Annotated in this window: 13 protein-coding genes and 1 pseudogene; 12 read left to right on the forward strand and 2 right to left on the reverse strand. The window is 71.2% G+C overall.

Going from position 1 to position 15,871, the window contains the following annotated elements; genetic code table 11:
- Positions 1–14 precede the first annotated feature (14 nt).
- The 11 genes from nuoE (at position 15) to DAI17_RS19345 (ending at position 14,037) form a co-directional block, all read left to right on the forward strand.
- On the forward strand, positions 15–917 hold the full coding sequence (gene nuoE, locus DAI17_RS19295; RefSeq protein WP_407669755.1) for an NADH-quinone oxidoreductase subunit NuoE: 903 nt from the start codon (positions 15–17) through the stop codon (positions 915–917).
- Positions 917–2,224: an NADH-quinone oxidoreductase subunit NuoF gene (gene nuoF / locus DAI17_RS19300; protein ID WP_107774858.1), complete on the forward strand. Its 1,308-nt coding sequence runs from the start codon at positions 917–919 to the stop codon at positions 2,222–2,224. The genes nuoE and nuoF overlap by 1 nt, the downstream gene beginning before the upstream one ends.
- Positions 2,221–4,674, forward strand: a complete 2,454-nt coding sequence (locus DAI17_RS19305; protein ID WP_107774859.1) for an NADH-quinone oxidoreductase subunit G — start codon at positions 2,221–2,223, stop codon at positions 4,672–4,674. Before nuoF ends, DAI17_RS19305 begins: the two co-directional genes overlap by 4 nt.
- Before the next feature lie 23 nt (positions 4,675–4,697).
- The gene (nuoH, locus tag DAI17_RS19310; protein ID WP_407669756.1) at positions 4,698–6,113 is read left to right on the forward strand and encodes an NADH-quinone oxidoreductase subunit NuoH; all 1,416 of its coding nucleotides are present in this window, start codon (positions 4,698–4,700) and stop codon (positions 6,111–6,113) included.
- Positions 6,110–6,688, forward strand: coding sequence for an NADH-quinone oxidoreductase subunit NuoI (gene nuoI / locus DAI17_RS19315; RefSeq protein WP_107774860.1), 579 nt, complete (start codon positions 6,110–6,112; stop codon positions 6,686–6,688). Before nuoH ends, nuoI begins: the two co-directional genes overlap by 4 nt.
- Entirely contained in the window at positions 6,688–7,614 is a 927-nt protein-coding gene (locus tag DAI17_RS19320) for an NADH-quinone oxidoreductase subunit J (RefSeq protein ID WP_107774861.1), read from the forward strand. The genes nuoI and DAI17_RS19320 overlap by 1 nt, the downstream gene beginning before the upstream one ends.
- Positions 7,611–7,904 carry an NADH-quinone oxidoreductase subunit NuoK gene (gene nuoK, locus DAI17_RS19325; RefSeq protein ID WP_107774862.1) on the forward strand — a complete coding sequence of 98 codons (294 nt, stop codon included), beginning with the start codon at positions 7,611–7,613 and terminating at the stop codon, positions 7,902–7,904. The genes DAI17_RS19320 and nuoK overlap by 4 nt, the downstream gene beginning before the upstream one ends.
- Positions 7,905–7,977: 73 nt before the next feature.
- Entirely contained in the window at positions 7,978–9,885 is a 1,908-nt protein-coding gene (gene nuoL / locus DAI17_RS19330) for an NADH-quinone oxidoreductase subunit L (protein WP_456093757.1), read from the forward strand.
- Positions 9,882–11,444 (forward strand): NADH-quinone oxidoreductase subunit M, encoded by a 1,563-nt coding sequence (locus DAI17_RS19335; RefSeq protein WP_107774863.1) that lies wholly within the window; start codon positions 9,882–9,884, stop codon positions 11,442–11,444. Before nuoL ends, DAI17_RS19335 begins: the two co-directional genes overlap by 4 nt.
- Entirely contained in the window at positions 11,441–13,033 is a 1,593-nt protein-coding gene (nuoN, locus tag DAI17_RS19340; protein ID WP_107774864.1) for an NADH-quinone oxidoreductase subunit NuoN, read from the forward strand. The genes DAI17_RS19335 and nuoN overlap by 4 nt, the downstream gene beginning before the upstream one ends.
- Positions 13,030–14,037 (forward strand): polyprenyl synthetase family protein, encoded by a 1,008-nt coding sequence (locus DAI17_RS19345; protein WP_234412608.1) that lies wholly within the window; start codon positions 13,030–13,032, stop codon positions 14,035–14,037. The genes nuoN and DAI17_RS19345 overlap by 4 nt, the downstream gene beginning before the upstream one ends.
- Before the next feature lie 88 nt (positions 14,038–14,125).
- On the opposite strand, the gene rarD is transcribed toward DAI17_RS19345, so the two are convergent.
- Complete coding sequence (rarD, locus tag DAI17_RS19350) at positions 14,126–15,034, reverse strand: EamA family transporter RarD (RefSeq protein ID WP_107774865.1); 909 nt, start codon at positions 15,032–15,034, stop codon at positions 14,126–14,128.
- A 142-nt stretch (positions 15,035–15,176) separates the two neighbouring features.
- On the opposite strand from rarD, the gene DAI17_RS19355 reads away from it, so the two are divergent.
- Positions 15,177–15,593, forward strand: a complete 417-nt coding sequence (locus DAI17_RS19355; RefSeq protein WP_107774866.1) for a hypothetical protein — start codon at positions 15,177–15,179, stop codon at positions 15,591–15,593.
- Positions 15,594–15,661: 68 nt separating this feature from the next.
- On the opposite strand, the pseudogene DAI17_RS19360 reads toward DAI17_RS19355, so the two are convergent.
- Positions 15,662–15,871: pseudogene (locus tag DAI17_RS19360) on the reverse strand (2-oxoacid:ferredoxin oxidoreductase subunit beta); the annotation flags it as partial.

Genomic DNA, 15,871 nt, shown 5'->3' on the forward strand with positions numbered 1-15,871 from the left:
GTGAGGGGACCCCGATGAGCCACGACGAGTCCACCGACGTGCCCGCCGTCGACCCCGGCATGGCCGTCAGCACCGCGTCGTACGCCGCCCCGAGCCCGGACCGGTTCTCCGACGACGACACCGCGCTGTCCGAGCAGACCTGGGGCGAGCTGCGCCAGATCGCCGGCCGCTACCCCGAGGCCCGCTCGGGGCTGCTGCCGATGCTGCACCTCGTGCAGTCGGTCGAGGGCCGGGTGACGCCCGAGGGCATCGAGGCCTGCGCCGAGGTCCTGGGCATCTCCGCGGCCGAGGTCAGCGGCGTCGCGACCTTCTACACGATGTACAAGCGCAAGCCGGTCGGCGACTACCACGTCGGCGTCTGCACCAACACGCTGTGCGCGGTCATGGGCGGCGACCTGATCTTCGAGCGGCTCAAGGAGCACCTCGACGTCGGCAACGACGAGACGACCGCGGACGGCAAGATCACCCTGGAGCACGTCGAGTGCAACGCGGCCTGCGACTACGCCCCGGTGATGATGGTCAACTGGGAGTTCATGGACAACCAGACGCCCGACTCCGCCGTCCGGGTCGTCGAGGACCTGCGCGCCGGCAAGGAGGTCCGCTCCACCCGGGGGCCCCGGCTGTGCACCTGGCGCGAGGCCGAGCGCGTGCTCGCCGGCTTCCCCGACGACCTCGCCGACGAGGGTCCGTCCGCGGGCCCGGCGTCGCTGGTCGGCCTGGGCATCGCCCGCGACAACGGCTGGACGGCCCCCGGTGGCCAGGCAGCCGGACGCACCGCCGACGAGCCCGTTGCGTCCGCGACGGGCGCCGAGGGCAGCCACGAGGCCGAGCGCACGGAGGCCGAGGGCGAGGTCCAGCGCTCCGACGCCGACCTCAAGCACGAGGACGACACCCAGGGCACCGAGGAGGCCAAGTAGTGGACACCCTGACCCCGGTGCTCACCGACAACTGGGACGCCGAGCGCTCCTGGACTCTCGCGTCGTACGAGGAGCGCGGCGGGTACGCTGCCCTGCGCACGGCGCTGGGCATGGACCCCGACGCGATCATCACCGCCGTCAAGGACTCCGGCCTCCGCGGCCGCGGAGGTGCGGGCTTCCCCACCGGCATGAAGTGGGGCTTCATCCCGCAGGACAACCCCAAGCCCAAGTACCTCGTGGTCAACGCCGACGAGTCCGAGCCGGGCACCTGCAAGGACATCCCGCTCATGATGGCCAGCCCGCACACGCTGCTCGAGGGCGTCATCATCAGCTCGTTCGCCATCCGCGCCAACCACGCGTTCATCTACGTCCGCGGCGAGGTGCTGCACGTGATCCGCCGCCTGCAGCGTGCGGTGCAGGAGGCCTACCTGGCCGGCCACCTCGGCAAGGACATCCACGGCTCGGGCTACGACCTCGACGTGGTCGTCCACGCCGGCGCCGGCGCCTACATCTGCGGCGAGGAGACCGCCCTCCTCGAGGGCCTCGAGGGACGCCGCGGCCAGCCGCGCCTGCGCCCGCCGTTCCCGGCGGTCGCCGGCCTCTACGCCAGCCCGACGGTCATCAACAACGTCGAGTCCATCGCGTCGGTGCCCAGCATCATCGGCAACGGCGCGGAGTGGTTCGCCTTGATGGGCACCGAGAAGTCCAAGGGCTTCGGCATCTTCAGCCTCTCGGGCCACGTCACCCGCCCGGGCCAGTACGAGGCGCCGCTCGGCATCACGCTGCGCCAGCTGATCGACCTGGCGGGCGGCATCCGGGACGGCCACGAGCTCAAGTTCTGGACCCCCGGCGGGTCCAGCACACCGTTGCTGACCACCGAGCACCTCGACGTGCCCCTCGACTTCGAGGCCGTCGGCGCCGCCGGCTCGATGCTCGGCACCCGGGCGCTGCAGCTCTTCGACGAGACGACCTGCGTCGTGCGCGCCGTGCTGCGGTGGACGGAGTTCTACAAGCACGAGTCCTGCGGCAAGTGCACCCCCTGCCGCGAGGGCACCTGGTGGCTGGTCCAGACGCTCGCCCGCCTCGAGAAGGGGGAGGGCAAGGAGTCCGACCTCGACCTGCTGCTCGACCAGTGCGAGAACATCCTGGGCCGGTCCTTCTGCGCCCTCGGCGACGGTGCGACCAGCCCCATCTCGAGCTCGATCAAGTACTTCCGCGACGAGTACCTCGCGCACCTCACCCACGGTGGGTGCCCGTTCGACCCGGCCGCCTCGACCGCCTTCGCGACCACCGGAGCCACTGCATGACGACCACCCCGGCGAAGACCCATCGACACGGCGCTGGCGCGCCTGCTCAGGACAGCGCCGACCTGGTCACCCTGACGATCGACGGCGTCGAGGTCAGCGTCCCCAAGGACACGCTGGTCATCCGCGCCGCCGAGCAGATCGGCGTCCAGGTCCCGCGCTTCTGCGACCACCCGCTGCTCGCCCCCGTCGGCGCCTGCCGCCAGTGCCTGGTGGACATCCCCGACGCCGGCAACGGCAAGCCGATCCCCAAGCCTCAGGCCTCCTGCACGCTCACGGTGGCCGACGGCATGGTGGTCAGCACCCAGGCGACGAGCCCGGTGGCCGACAAGGCCCAGCAGGGCGTCATGGAGTTCCTGCTCATCAACCACCCACTGGACTGCCCCGTCTGCGACAAGGGCGGCGAGTGCCCCCTGCAGAACCAGGCGATGTCCAACGGTCGCGGCGAGACCCGATTCGAGGGCGTCAAGCGCACCTTCCCCAAGCCGATCAACCTCTCGGCGCAGGTGCTGCTGGACCGGGAGCGCTGCATCGTGTGCCAGCGCTGCACCCGCTTCGCCGACGAGATCGCCGGTGACCCGTTCATCGCGCTGGTCGAGCGGGGCGCGCAGCAGCAGATCGGCATCGCCGAGGACGCGCCGTTCCTGTCCTACTTCTCCGGCAACACCATCCAGATCTGCCCGGTCGGGGCCCTCACGAGTGCGGAGTACCGCTTCCGCTCGCGCCCCTTCGACCTCGTCTCCACGCCCAGCGTCGCCGAGCACGACGCCTGCGGCGCCGCCATCCGCGTGGACCACCGGCGCGGCAAGGTGATGCGTCGCCTCGCCGGCAACGACCCCGAGGTCAACGAGGAGTGGATCAGCGACAAGGACCGCTTCGCCTTCCACTACGCCCAGCAGGACGACCGCCTGACCCACCCGATGGTGCGCGAGGACGGCGAGCTCCGACCCGCCTCCTGGCCCGAGGCCTTCGCCGTCGCGGCCCGAGGCCTGCAGGCCGCCGGCAGCACGGCGGTGCTCACCGGGGGACGCCTCACGGCCGAGGACGCCTACGCCTACGCCAAGTTCGCCCGCGTCTCGCTGGGCACCAACGACGTCGACTTCCGCGCCCGTCCCCACAGCGCGGAGGAGGCCGACTTCCTGGCCGCCCACGTCGCGCTGTCCATGGACGTGACGTACGACGACCTCGAGCGCGCGTCGGTCGTGGTGCTGGCCGGCCTCGAGCCCGAGGACGAGGCGGCCACCGTCTTCCTGCGCCTGCGCAAGGCCACCCGGCGGTCGACCAAGGTCGTGGCGCTGGCTCCCTTCACCAGCCGTGGCCTGGGCAAGCTCAAGGCTCGTCTCGTCCCGACCGCTCCCGGCGAGGAGGCCGAGGCGCTGCGCGCGCTGGCCGAGGACGCCACCACCGCCCTCGACGCCGGGGGCGTGATCCTCGTCGGCGAGCGGCTGGCCCAGCAGCACGGTGCCCTGACCGCCGCCCTCGAGCTCGCACGCACCACCGGGGCCCGGCTGGCCTGGGTCCCGCGCCGGGCCGGTGACCGCGGCGCGGTCGAGGCCGGCTGCCTGCCCACGCTGCTGCCCGGTGGTCGTCCCGTCGGCGACGCCTCCGCGCGCGTCGACGCCGCGACGGCCTGGGGCGTGGACACGCTCCCCGAGGCCGCAGGCCGCGACGGCGACGGCATCGTCGCCGCGCTCCTCGACGGCACCCTCGGCGGCGTCGTCGTCGGCGGCGTGGACCCGGCCGACACGGCCGACCCCGCGGCGACCCGCGCCGCCCTGGAGGCCGCGTCGTTCGTCGTCAGCCTCGAGCTGCGGGAGACCGACGTGACCCGACGGGCCGACGTGGTCCTTCCCGTCGCCCCGGTCACCGACAAGGCCGGCACCTTCGTCACGTGGGAGGGGCGCCCGCGCCCCTTCGAGGCCGTCTTCAGCAACCCGGGCTCGCTGCCGGACCTGCGGGTCCTGGCCGGCATCTCCGAGGAGCTGGCCGCGCTGGGGCAGGGCCGCCCGCTCGGCTTCCGCACGGTCCCCGAGGCGCGCGCCGAGATGGAGGCCATGGGTCCGTGGGACGGCGACCGTCCCCGGCTCGCCCTCGGCAAGGAGCCGCGCCGCCCACGGGGCCGGTCCGGCGCCCTCGCCGTCTCCACGTGGAAGCAGCTCCTCGACCCCGGCTCCATGCAGGACGGGGACCCGCACCTCGCCGCGACCCGCCGCCCCGCGGTCGCGCACGTCAGCCCCGCCACCCTGGCCGGGCTCACGGGTGCGGTCGACGCCGACGGGCGCTCGGCCGTCGTGCTGACCGGCGACCGCGGCTCGGTCACGCTGCCCGTCCGGGCCGTCGCCGACATGGTCGACGGCGTGGTGTGGCTGCCGTCGGTGAGCGCACGTGGTCGCACCCTCGCGGACCTCGCGTCGCCCGGCAGCACGGTCACGGCGAAGGGAGCCGGCAAGTGAACATCTCCCAGCCCATCTCACAGGTGCTGGTCCTCGCGGCGGAGACGCCGCAGGGCGACCGCCTCGAGGCATTCGGGCAGGACCCGTGGTGGCTCGTCGTGATCAAGGCAGTGGCGATCTTCGTCGTGCTGGTGCTGCTGACGCTGTTCAACATCTGGCTGGAGCGTCGGGTCGTGGCCCGCATGCAGCACCGCATCGGCCCCAACGTCAACGGTCCCTTCGGCCTGCTCCAGTCGCTGGCCGACGGCGTCAAGCTGGCGCTCAAGGAGGACATCATCCCCAAGGCCGCCGACAAGGTGGTCTTCCTGCTGGCGCCGGTGCTGGCGGTGATCCCGGCCTTCGTGACCTTCGCGGTGATCCCGTTCGGTCCCGTGGTGGAGCTGCCCTTCACCGACCGCACGACCCCGCTGCAGCTCACCGACATGCCCGTCGCGGTCCTGTTCGTGATGGCCGTCGCCTCCATCGGCATCTACGGCATCGTGCTGGGCGGCTGGTCGAGCGGGTCGACGTACTCCCTGCTCGGCGGCCTGCGCTCGAGCGCGCAGATGATCTCCTACGAGGTCGCGATGGGCCTCGCGCTGGTGGCGGTGTTCCTCTACGCCGGCTCCATGTCGACCTCCGAGATCGTGGCCGCGCAGAACCCCGAGCCCGACTACTGGCTGGGCGTCATCCCGATCCCCACCTGGTACGCCCTGATCCTGCTGCCCTCGTTCGTGATCTACGTGATCGCCATGGTGGGCGAGACCAACCGCGCGCCCTTCGACCTCCCCGAGGCCGAGGGTGAGCTGGTCGGCGGCTTCCACACCGAGTACTCCAGCCTCAAGTTCGCGCTGTTCTTCCTCGCCGAGTACATCAACATGGCGACCGTCTCGGCGCTGGCGACCACCCTGTTCCTGGGCGGCTGGCACGCGCCGTGGCCGATCATCCAGATCTGGGAGGGCGCCGACTCCGGCTACTGGCCGGTGCTCTGGTTCTTCGGGAAGATGTTCCTGTTCATCTTCATGTTCATCTGGCTGCGCGGCTCGCTGCCGCGGCTGCGCTACGACCAGTTCATGGCGTTCGGCTGGAAGCGGCTCATCCCGATCTCGCTGGCGTGGATCATCGCCGTCGCGACCATCCGGGTGCTGACCCTGGACGGCGGCATCGACCGCGACTACCTGCTGGGCGCCGCCGGTGTCCTGCTGGTGCTCTTCCTCGTGCTGTTCTTCGTCGGCGAGGGCGGCGGCGAGGAGGCCGAGGTCCCGGCCGAGCGCGAGCCCGCCGACGCCTTCGCCGGGGGCTACCCGGTCCCGCCGATGCCGGCCGGTGGTGCGGTGCGCGGCGCGGCCGCCCCGCTGACCTTCGCCGAGCGCCGTACGACGGTGTCGGGCACCTCGAGCACGTCCGACGTCCACGACGCGACCACTTCCGGGGCCGCGTCGCAGGAGGAGAAGTCATGAGTGAGTCCAAGGGGTTCAAGGAGCAGTTCTGGGACCCGGTCGCCGGCTTCGGCGTCACCTTCCGGACGATGTTCAAGAAGGTGGTCACCGAGCAGTACCCCTTCGAGAAGCTGCCCACGGCACCGCGCTTCCACGGCCGCCACCAGCTCAACCGCTGGCCCGACGGCCTGGAGAAGTGCGTCGGCTGCGAGCTGTGCGCGTGGGCCTGCCCGGCCGACGCCATCTACGTCGAGGGCGCGTCCAACACCGAGGACGAGCGCTTCAGCCCCGGCGAGCGCTACGGCCGCGTCTACCAGATCAACTACCTGCGCTGCATCCTGTGCGGGCTGTGCATCGAGGCGTGCCCGACGCGTGCTCTCACGATGACCAACGAGTACGAGCTGGCCGACTCCACCCGTGAGTCGCTGATCTACGAGAAGTCCGACCTGCTCGCGCCGCTCCTGCCCGGCATGGAGCAGCCGCCGCACCCGATGCGGCTGGGGGCCGACGAGGGCGACTACTACCGCGGCACCTACGGCGCCCCCGCCGACCTGGTGACCGACCGGGCCGCCACGCCGGGGGAGGGGAACCACTGATGGCCTTCTGGATCCTGGCCCCGATCATGGTGGTCGCTGCCCTGGGCATCCTGTTCGTCCGCAAGGCCGTGCACGCCGCCCTGCTGCTCGCCGTGGTGATGATCGGACTCGCGGTGCTGTACGCCGTCCTCGAGGCGCCGTTCCTGTTCGCCGTGCAGATCATCGTCTACACCGGCGCGATCCTCATGCTGTTCCTCTTCGTGCTGATGCTCGTCGGCGTCGACGCCTCCGACTCGGTGGTCGAGACGATCCGGGGCCAGCGCGCCCTGGCGACCGTCCTCGGCCTGCTGCTCGGCCTGGTGCTGGTCACCGGTTTCTCGCAGCTGGCGCTCGGGACGGCCGTCGGGATGGAGGAGGCCAACCGGGGTGGCAACATCGAGCAGCTCGCCAACGTCCTCTTCAGCCGCTACGTCTTCGCCTTCGAGGCCACCAGCGCGCTGCTGATCACCGCCGCCATCGGCGCGATGGTGCTCGCCCACCGCGAGCGCCTGACGCCCAAGGCCGGCCAGGCCGCGCTGGCCGCGCAGCGGATGCGCGACTACTCCGAGTCGGGCAAGCACCTCGGTCCGCTGCCCTCGCCCGGCGTCTACGCCCGCCACAACGCCGTGGACACCCCGGCGCTGCTGCCTGACGGCACCGCGTCGGAGGCCTCGGTCTCGCGCGTCCTGGCGGCGCGCGGCACGGTGCGCTCCGCGCCGGCGTACGCCGACGACATCGACGAGGTACGCCGCCAGCTCGGCGCCGGTCGCGCCGACCAGCCCGTGGACGGCACGGCCGACGCCACCGACCCGGCGCGGATGCCCGAGCAGTCCGGCAAGGCCGGCGCCCCCGCCACGACGGAGGAGGACGTCAAGACCACCCCAGGGCGTTCTTCGTCTCCTCCGCTCCGCTCCTCCGCCGAACAACGCCCAGGGGACCCCGCATGACCCAGTACATCGTGCTCTCCGCGATCCTCTTCACCATCGGCTGCGTGGGGGTGCTGACGCGGCGCAACGCGATCGTGGTCTTCATGTGCGTCGAGCTGATGCTCAACGCCTGCAACCTCGCGCTGGTGACCTTCGCCAAGCAGCACGGCAACCTCGACGGCCAGGTCGCCGCCTTCTTCGTGATGGTGGTGGCGGCGGCCGAGGTCGTCATCGGCCTGGCGATCATCATGACCATCTTCCGCACGCGACGCTCGGCCTCGGTCGACGACGCCAGCCTGCTGAAGTACTGAGGACTCGACTGTGAACCTGACTGTCAATGCCGGGGCCATCGTGCACGCCGCCGAGGGCGGCGCCATCCCGGTCGTGCACCCCGGTGCCGCCGACGGCGTCTTCTCCTACCTGTGGCTGATCATCGCCCTGCCGCTCGCCGGTGCCGTCGTCCTGCTGCTCGGCGGGGCCCTGGCCCCCCGGGCGCTGGACCGGGTCGGCCACTGGATCGGCACGGCCACGGTCGCCGGCTCCTTCGTCCTGAGCCTGGCCATGTTCGTGGCGCTCCTCGGCCGCGACGAGGAGGAGCGCCAGGTCGGCCAGCAGCTCTACACCTGGTTCCAGGCCGGCGGGCTCGACGTGGGCATGGACCTGCTCTACGACCCGCTGTCGGCGCTGTTCCTGCTGCTGATCACCGGTGTGGGTGCGCTGATCCACGTCTACTCCATCGGCTACATGGAGCACGACGCGCGCCGGCGACGCTTCTTCGGCTACCTCAACCTCTTCGTGGCCGCGATGCTGGTGCTGGTCCTCTCGGCCAACTTCCTGGGCCTGTTCCTCGGCTGGGAGGGCGTGGGCCTCGCGTCGTACCTGCTCATCGGCTTCTGGCAGCACAAGCACTCCGCGGCGGCCGCCGCCAAGAAGGCCTTCATCATCAACCGTGTCGGTGACATCGGCCTCTCGCTGGCGATCGCCCTGATGTTCGCCACGTTCGGCACCACCGACTTCGCGGCCATCAGCGCCACGACCGGCGAGGTGGGCGAGGGCACCCTCACCGCGCTCGGCCTGCTGCTCCTGCTGGGCGCCTGCGGCAAGTCGGCCCAGGTGCCGCTGCAGGCCTGGCTGCTCGACGCGATGGAGGGCCCGACCCCGGTCTCGGCCCTGATCCACGCGGCGACCATGGTCACCGCGGGCGTCTACCTCGTCGTCCGGTCCAACTTCATCTTCGACCTCGCCCCGATCGCCCAGACCGCCGTGGTCGTGGTCGCCACCGTCACGCTGCTGTGGGGCGCGATCCTCGGCTGCGCCAAGGACGACATCAAGAAGGCGCTCGCCGGCTCCACCATGAGCCAGATCGGCTACATGATGCTGGCCGCCGGCCTCGGCCCCGCGGGGTACCCGTTCGCGATCTTCCACCTGCTCACGCACGGCTTCTTCAAGGCCAACATGTTCCTCGGCGCCGGATCGGTCATGCACGGCATGGACGACGACGTGGACATGCGCCACTACGGCGCCCTGCGCACCTACATGCCGGTCACGTTCCTCACCTTCGCGATGGGCTACCTTGCGATCATCGGCTTCCCGGGCTTCTCCGGCTTCTGGTCCAAGGACAAGATCATCGAGACCGCGCTCGCGGACAACCTCGTGGTCGGCCTGCTCGCCCTGCTCGGTGCCGGCATCACCGGCTTCTACATGACCCGCCTGATGCTGATGACCTTCTTCGGCCAGAAGCGCTGGGCCGAGGGCGTGCACCCGCACGAGTCGCCCCGCATCATGACCGTGCCGCTGATCGTGCTGGCCGCCCTCTCGGTCCTCGGCGGCGTGCTGCTGCTGGGCGACTTCGTGGTCGACTTCCTCGCACCCGTCACCGGCGTGGCCGAGCACCACGAGCCCCCGCTGCCCCCGATCGTCATCACGGTCATCGTGACCCTGGTCGTCGCCGCCGGCGTCGCCGCCGCCTGGTTCCTCGTCGGCAAGCGCGACGTGCCGCGCGAGGCGCCCCAGGACGTCTCCTTCGCCGTCCGCGCGGCGCGCGCCGACCTCTACGGCGACGCCATCAACGACGGCCTGGTCGTCCGGCCCGGACGCGGACTCGTCGACGGCCTGACCACGTTCGACCGGGTCGGCGTCGACGGCGTGGTCGAGGGCGGCTCGGCGGCGGTCGGAGGCATCTCCGGCCTGCTGCGCCGCTCGCAGAACGGCTTCGTCCGCTCCTATGCCCTGTCCCTGCTCGGCGGCGCCCTCCTCGTCGTCCTGGCCCTGCTGGCGGTGAATCTGGCATGAACGACCTTCCTGTCCTCTCGATCCTGATCGCGTTGCCGCTCGTCGGCGCGCTGGTCACGCCCTTCCTCCCGGCCGCGACCGCCCGGCTGGTCGGTCTCGGATTCGCCGGCGCGGCGCTGGTGTGGGCCGTGGTCGCCGCGCTCACGTCGTACACGCTCGACGGCGGCATGCAGCTGACCGAGACCCACGCGTGGGTGGAGGCGCTCGGCGTGCACTACGCGCTCGGCGTCGACGGCCTCGGCCTGCTCATGGTGCTGCTGACCGTCGTGCTCGTGCCGATCGTCCTGGTGGCGTCGTGGCACGAGGCCGACGCCCCGGGCAACGGCGGCAGCCGCTCGTTCGTCGCGTGGGTCCTGGCCCTCGAGGCGATGTCGCTGGCCGTCTTCACCGCCACCGACGTGTTCCTCTTCTACGTCGTCTTCGAGGCCACGCTCATCCCGGCCTACTTCCTCATCGGCGGCTTCGGCCGGGCGGGACGCGGCCGGGCGGCCACCAAGTTCCTCATCTACCAGCTCGCCGGCGGGCTGGTGATGCTCGCGTCGGTGATCGGGCTCTACGTCGTCTCCGCCGACTCCGGCAACCCGAGCTTCCTGCTCACCGACCTGGCCGCGCTCGACATCGACCCGGTCACGCAGCGCTGGATCTTCCTCGGCTTCTTCATCGCCTTCGCGATCAAGGCGCCGATGTTCCCGGTGCACACCTGGCTGGCCGACACCACCGAGCGCACCACCACCGGCACCTCGGTGCTGCTGGTCTGCGTGCTCGACAAGATCGGCACCTTCGGCATGCTGCGCTTCTGCCTCGGGTTGCTGCCCGACGCGTCGCAGTGGGCCACGCCGGTCGTCGTCGTGCTGGCGCTCATCTCGATCGTGTACGGCGCGCTGGTGGCCATCGGGCAGGACGACGTGCTGCGCCTGATCGGCCTCACCTCGCTGAGCCACTTCGGCTTCATCGTGCTGGGCATCTTCGTCTTCAGCACCCAGGGCGGCTCCGGCGCGATCCTCTACATGGTCAACCACGGCATCGCGACCGCCGCTCTCTTCCTGGTGGCCGGCTACCTCGTGCAGCGGCGCGGCACCGCGTCGATCAAGGCCATGGGCGGGGGCGTCGAGAAGAGCGCGCCGGTCCTGGCGGGCGCGTTCCTGATCGCCGGCCTCGCGGCCTGCGGCCTGCCCGGGCTGTCGCCGTTCGTGTCCGAGATGCTGGTCCTGATCGCGGCCTTCCAGCACGCCTGGTGGGTCGGCGCCATCGCGGTGACCGCGATCGTGCTCGCGGCGATCTACGTCCTGTGGCTCTACCAGCGCACCATGACCGGCCCCGACGTCGTCGAGATCGCCGACCTCGACCGGCGCGAGGTGGGCACGCTGGCGCCGCTGCTGCTGGCGCTGGTGCTCTTCGGCTTCGCGCCGATGCCGCTGCTCGACGTCATCAACCCCAACGTCGAGGACACGCTGGCGGAGGTCGGCGTGACCGACGAACCCCCGACCGTCCCCGCTGCCGACCACGCAGCCAGTGACGAGGCCGCCGGTGCGGCCGGCTCGCAGGGAGGCCACGAGTGAACGAGTTCATCAAGCCCACGGTCGAGTACTTCGAGCTCTGGCCGCTGCTCGTCGTCTTCGGCGTCGCGTGCGTCGGCGTCATGCTCGAGGCCTTCGCGCCGCGATCGGTGCGCTACCTCGCCCAGGTCCTGCTCACCGTCGGCGGTCTCGTCGCGGCCCTCGTGGGCGTCGTGCTGATCGCCCAGGACACCGACGTGCACCAGGACGGCGTCGCCCGCGGCGTGCTGGCCATGTCCGGCACCATCGCGGTCGACGGCCCGACGCTCTTCATCTGGGGCCTCGTCCTGCTCCTCGCCATCGCCGGCACGCTGCTCTTCGCCGAGCGCCACCTCGACGGAGGCGTCTCCGCGTTCGCCGGCCAGGCCGCTGCCCTGCCGGGCACCGAGGCCGAGCGGGAGGCCTCGACCAAGGGCCTGGACCACACCGAGGTCTACCCGCTGCTGATGTTCGCGGTGTTCGGGATGATGCTCTTCCCGGCCGCCAACGACCTGCTCACCATGTTCGTCGGCCTCGAGGTGCTCTCGCTGCCGCTCTACCTGCTGTGCGGCCTCGCCCGTCGGCGGCGGCTGCTCAGCCAGGAGGCGGCGCTCAAGTACTTCCTGCTCGGCGCGTTCTCCAGCGGCTTCTTCCTCTACGGCGTCGCGCTCGTCTACGGCTACGCCGGCTCGATGCAGTTCGCCGCCATCAACGAGGCCGTCCGCAACGACACCGGCAACACCGCCCTGCTGCTCGTCGGCGTCGGACTGCTCTCCGTCGGCCTGTTCTTCAAGGTCGGTGCCGCGCCGTTCCAGGCATGGACGCCCGACGTCTACCAGGGCGCCCCCACCCCGGTCACCGCGTTCATGGCGGCCGGCACCAAGGTCGCCGCCTTCGGCGCGCTGCTGCGACTGTTCTACGTCGCGTTCGGCGCCGACCGCTGGTCGTGGCAGCCGATGATGTGGGTCATCGCGATCCTCACCATGATGGTCGGTGCCGTGCTGGCCATCACCCAGACCGACGTCAAGCGGCTGCTGGCCTACTCCTCGGTCGCGCACACCGGCTTCCTGCTCACCGGCGTGCTCGGTGTGCAGCAGTCCTCGGCGCTCGCCGAGGGCGAGATCTCCGCGCTGCAGGCGGTGCTGTTCTACCTCGCGACCTACGGCTTCGCGACGCTCGGCGCCTTCGCGGTCGTCAGTCTGGTGCGCGACTCCGGTGGCGAAGCCACCGCCCTGTCGCGCTGGGCGGGCCTGGGCAAGGAGTCGCCGGTCGTGGCGGGCGTCTTCGCGTTCTTCCTGCTGGCGATGGCGGGCATCCCGCTGACGTCCGGCTTCGTCGGCAAGCTCGCCGTCTTCTCCGTGGCCCTGGCGGCCGGGGCGTGGCCGGTCGTCATCGCCGCGGTGCTGGCCAGCGTCATCGCGGCGTTCCTCTACGTCCGGGTCATCAAGGCGATGTACTTCGACGAGCCGGTCGGGGAGGGCCCCACGGTGGCCTACCCGAGCGTGCTGACCGCGACGACCATCGCCCTGGGGGCCGCCGTGACGCTGATGCTCGGCATCCTGCCGGGCCCGTTGCTCGACCTCGCGGCCCTTGCGGGAGAATTCATCAGGTGAGCACCTCTTCCGCGCCGGCGCTGGCGCTCCCCGTCGTCGACGAGGCACTGGCCCGTCGCCTCTCCGCACGGCTCGAGGTCGTCGAGGAGATGCTCGTGGGGCACACCCGGGCGCGGACGGCGTACGTCTCGGACGCAGCCGGCCACCTGATGAGGGCCGGGGGCAAGCGCTTCCGCCCGCTGCTCGTGCTGCTGGCCGCGGAGACCGGTGACACCCCGGACGCGGACGAGGTGCTGGCGGCGGCCTGCGTCGTCGAGCTGACCCACGTGGCGTCGCTCTACCACGACGACGTGATGGACGAGGCCGCGATCCGGCGCGGGGCCGACACGGCCAACGCCCGCTGGGACAACCACGTCGCGATCCTCACCGGCGACTACCTCTTCGGGAAGTCCTCCGAGGTCACCGCCCAGCTCGGGCCCGAGGCCGTCCTCATCCAGTCGCGCACCTTCACCGAGCTCGTCGAGGGGCAGATCCTCGAGACGGTGCAGCCCGGACCGGGCGAGGACCCGCTGGCCCACTACCTCGAGGTCGTGGCCGGCAAGACCGGGTCGCTGATCGCCACCTCCGCCGAGTACGGCGCGATGTTCGGCGGCGCCCCTGCCGAGGTGCGGGCGGCGCTGCGCGGCTACGGCGAGATCGTGGGCGCCGCGTTCCAGCTCTCCGACGACATCCTCGACATCGCCTCGGAGTCCGCCGAGTCCGGCAAGACCCCCGGCACCGACCTGCGCGAGGGCGTGCCCACGCTGCCGGTCCTGATGGCCCGCGCGTCCACCGACCCGGGGGACGCCCGGCTGCTCGAGCTCCTCGACGCGGACCTGACCGACGACGACCTGCACGCCGAGGCGCTGGAGCTGCTGCGCCGGCACCCGGCGATGGACCAGGCCCGCGGCTACGTGATGGCGGAGTCCGACCGCGCCAAGGCGCTGCTCACCGCCCTGGAGCCGGGACCGGTCCGTACGGCGCTGGAGTCGTTCGCCGACATCGTCGCCAGCCGCTCCTCCTGACCTGACCCGACCCCATCTCCGCTGGGTAGTTTGGGACGATCTCGTAGGTCATCCGGCCGATCGACCACCCAGATCGTCCCAAACTACGTCAGCAGGCCGAGGCCTCGGTGACCAGCCGCAGCTGCCGGCGCCGGTGGTTGACCGCCTCCACGGTGAAGATCACCAGCGCCACCCAGACCAGCCCGAAGCCGATCCAGCGCCCGGGCGGCATGTCCTCGCGGAACAGCAGCACGCCGAGCGCGAACTGGATGACCGGCGCCAGGTACTGCAGGAGCCCCAGCACGACGAGCGGCACCCGGATCGCGGCCGCGCCGAAGCACAGCAGCGGGATCGCGGTGACGATCCCGGTCGTGGCGAAGAGCAGCGCGTGGCCCACGCCCTGGGACCCGACGCTGGAGGCGCCCGTGGCGACGAGCCAGGCGACGTACAGGCCGGCGACCGGTGCGATCACGGCGGTCTCGACGGTCAGGCTGGTGACCGCGTCGACGTTGGCCTGCTTCTTGGCCAGCCCGTAGGAGCCGAAGGAGAAGGCCAGCACGAGCGCGACGTAGGGCAACCGCCCGTAGTCCAGGGTCAGCACCACCACGGCGAGGCTCGCGATCGCCACCGCGACCCACTGGAGCCGGCGCAGCCGCTCGCCGAGGATCAGGACCCCCATCAGCACGGTGACGAGGGGGTTGATGAAGTAGCCCAGCGACGTCTCGACCACGCGGCCGTTGTTGACGCCCCAGATGTACGCCGCCCAGTTGAGCGAGATGACGACCGCGGCGAACGCCAGCAGTCGGAACCTGCGACGGTCGCGCACGACGGCCAGCACCGGGCGGGTGCGCCGCAGCACGACCACCACGACGGCCATGGTCACGGCGGACCACAGCACCCGGTGGGCGAGGATCTCCACGGCCCCGGCGGGCTCGAGGAGCGGCCAGTAGAGCGGGAACGCCCCCCACAGGGAGTAGGCCGCCACCCCCAGGAGGAAGCCGCGACGAGATTCCTGCACCGTCCGACCCTAGTCGCGTCATGACCTAGGATTCGGCAGGTCTCGAAACAGTGTGGTGCACTCGCGCCGCAGCAACGATGCCTGCCGCCCACCGCGCGGGCATCGCCTGACAACTCACCGATTCGTCCAAGGGGGACACACCATGCGGATCTTCCGCACCGTGGCGACCGGCCTGCTGGCCGGCCTCGTCGGCCTGGGCGCCGTCGTTGCCGGCCCGACGGCCGCGAGCAACGCCGAGCAGTCCAAGCCCAAGCGCATCATCACCGAGAAGGCGCCGAAGCAGGTCGCCTACGACGCGTTCCGGCTCAAGGGCAAGGTCGAGAACCCGCAGGTCGACGGCACGCTGCTGCCCTTCCAGGGCAAGGTGCTGCTCACCAAGAAGGCCTGCAAGAAGTGCAAGTTCAAGACCGTTCGCAAGATCAAGGTCAACGAGAAGGGCGTCTTCAAGGCCCGCCTGGGCGTCCCGGACCGGGGCCGCTGGAAGTGGCGGGTCAAGGTCAAGAGCAACGCGACCTACGCCACGACGTACGGCGAGAAGTGGACGCTGTTCTTCACCTGACCCGCACGACACGACGGCCCGGCGCGAATCGCGCCGGGCCGTCGTCGTGCTCGAGGGGAGCGTCGGTGTCAGACGACCGTCCAGGTGTCCCCGGCGCCGATCAGGGCCGCGAGGCGGGCCTGCTGGTCGTCGTCGGAGCCGCCGCGCGCGGTGGTGAGCTGCGCGCGGGCCTGGTCGTCGTACGTCGGTCGCTCGACCTGGCGGAAGATGCCGATGGGGGACTGGTTGAGGTAGCCGGCGTCGGTGAGCCGGCTGATCGCGAACGCGGTCGAGGGGTC

The sequence above is a fragment of the Nocardioides sediminis genome (assembly GCF_003047295.1).
Lineage (GTDB): Bacteria > Actinomycetota > Actinomycetes > Propionibacteriales > Nocardioidaceae > Nocardioides > Nocardioides sediminis.

Excerpts from the sequence above, each read along its gene's own strand:
- nuoE (WP_407669755.1), top strand. The coding sequence starts at position 15 with ATGAGCCACGACGAGTCCACCGACGTGCCCGCCGTCGACCCCGGCATG.
- DAI17_RS19305 (WP_107774859.1), top strand. The coding sequence starts at position 2,221 with ATGACGACCACCCCGGCGAAGACCCATCGACACGGCGCTGGCGCGCCT.
- nuoI (WP_107774860.1), top strand. The coding sequence starts at position 6,110 with ATGAGTGAGTCCAAGGGGTTCAAGGAGCAGTTCTGGGACCCGGTCGCC.
- DAI17_RS19320 (WP_107774861.1), top strand. The coding sequence starts at position 6,688 with ATGGCCTTCTGGATCCTGGCCCCGATCATGGTGGTCGCTGCCCTGGGC.
- nuoK (WP_107774862.1), top strand. The coding sequence starts at position 7,611 with ATGACCCAGTACATCGTGCTCTCCGCGATCCTCTTCACCATCGGCTGC.
- DAI17_RS19335 (WP_107774863.1), top strand. The coding sequence starts at position 9,882 with ATGAACGACCTTCCTGTCCTCTCGATCCTGATCGCGTTGCCGCTCGTC.
- DAI17_RS19355 (WP_107774866.1), top strand. The coding sequence starts at position 15,177 with ATGCGGATCTTCCGCACCGTGGCGACCGGCCTGCTGGCCGGCCTCGTC.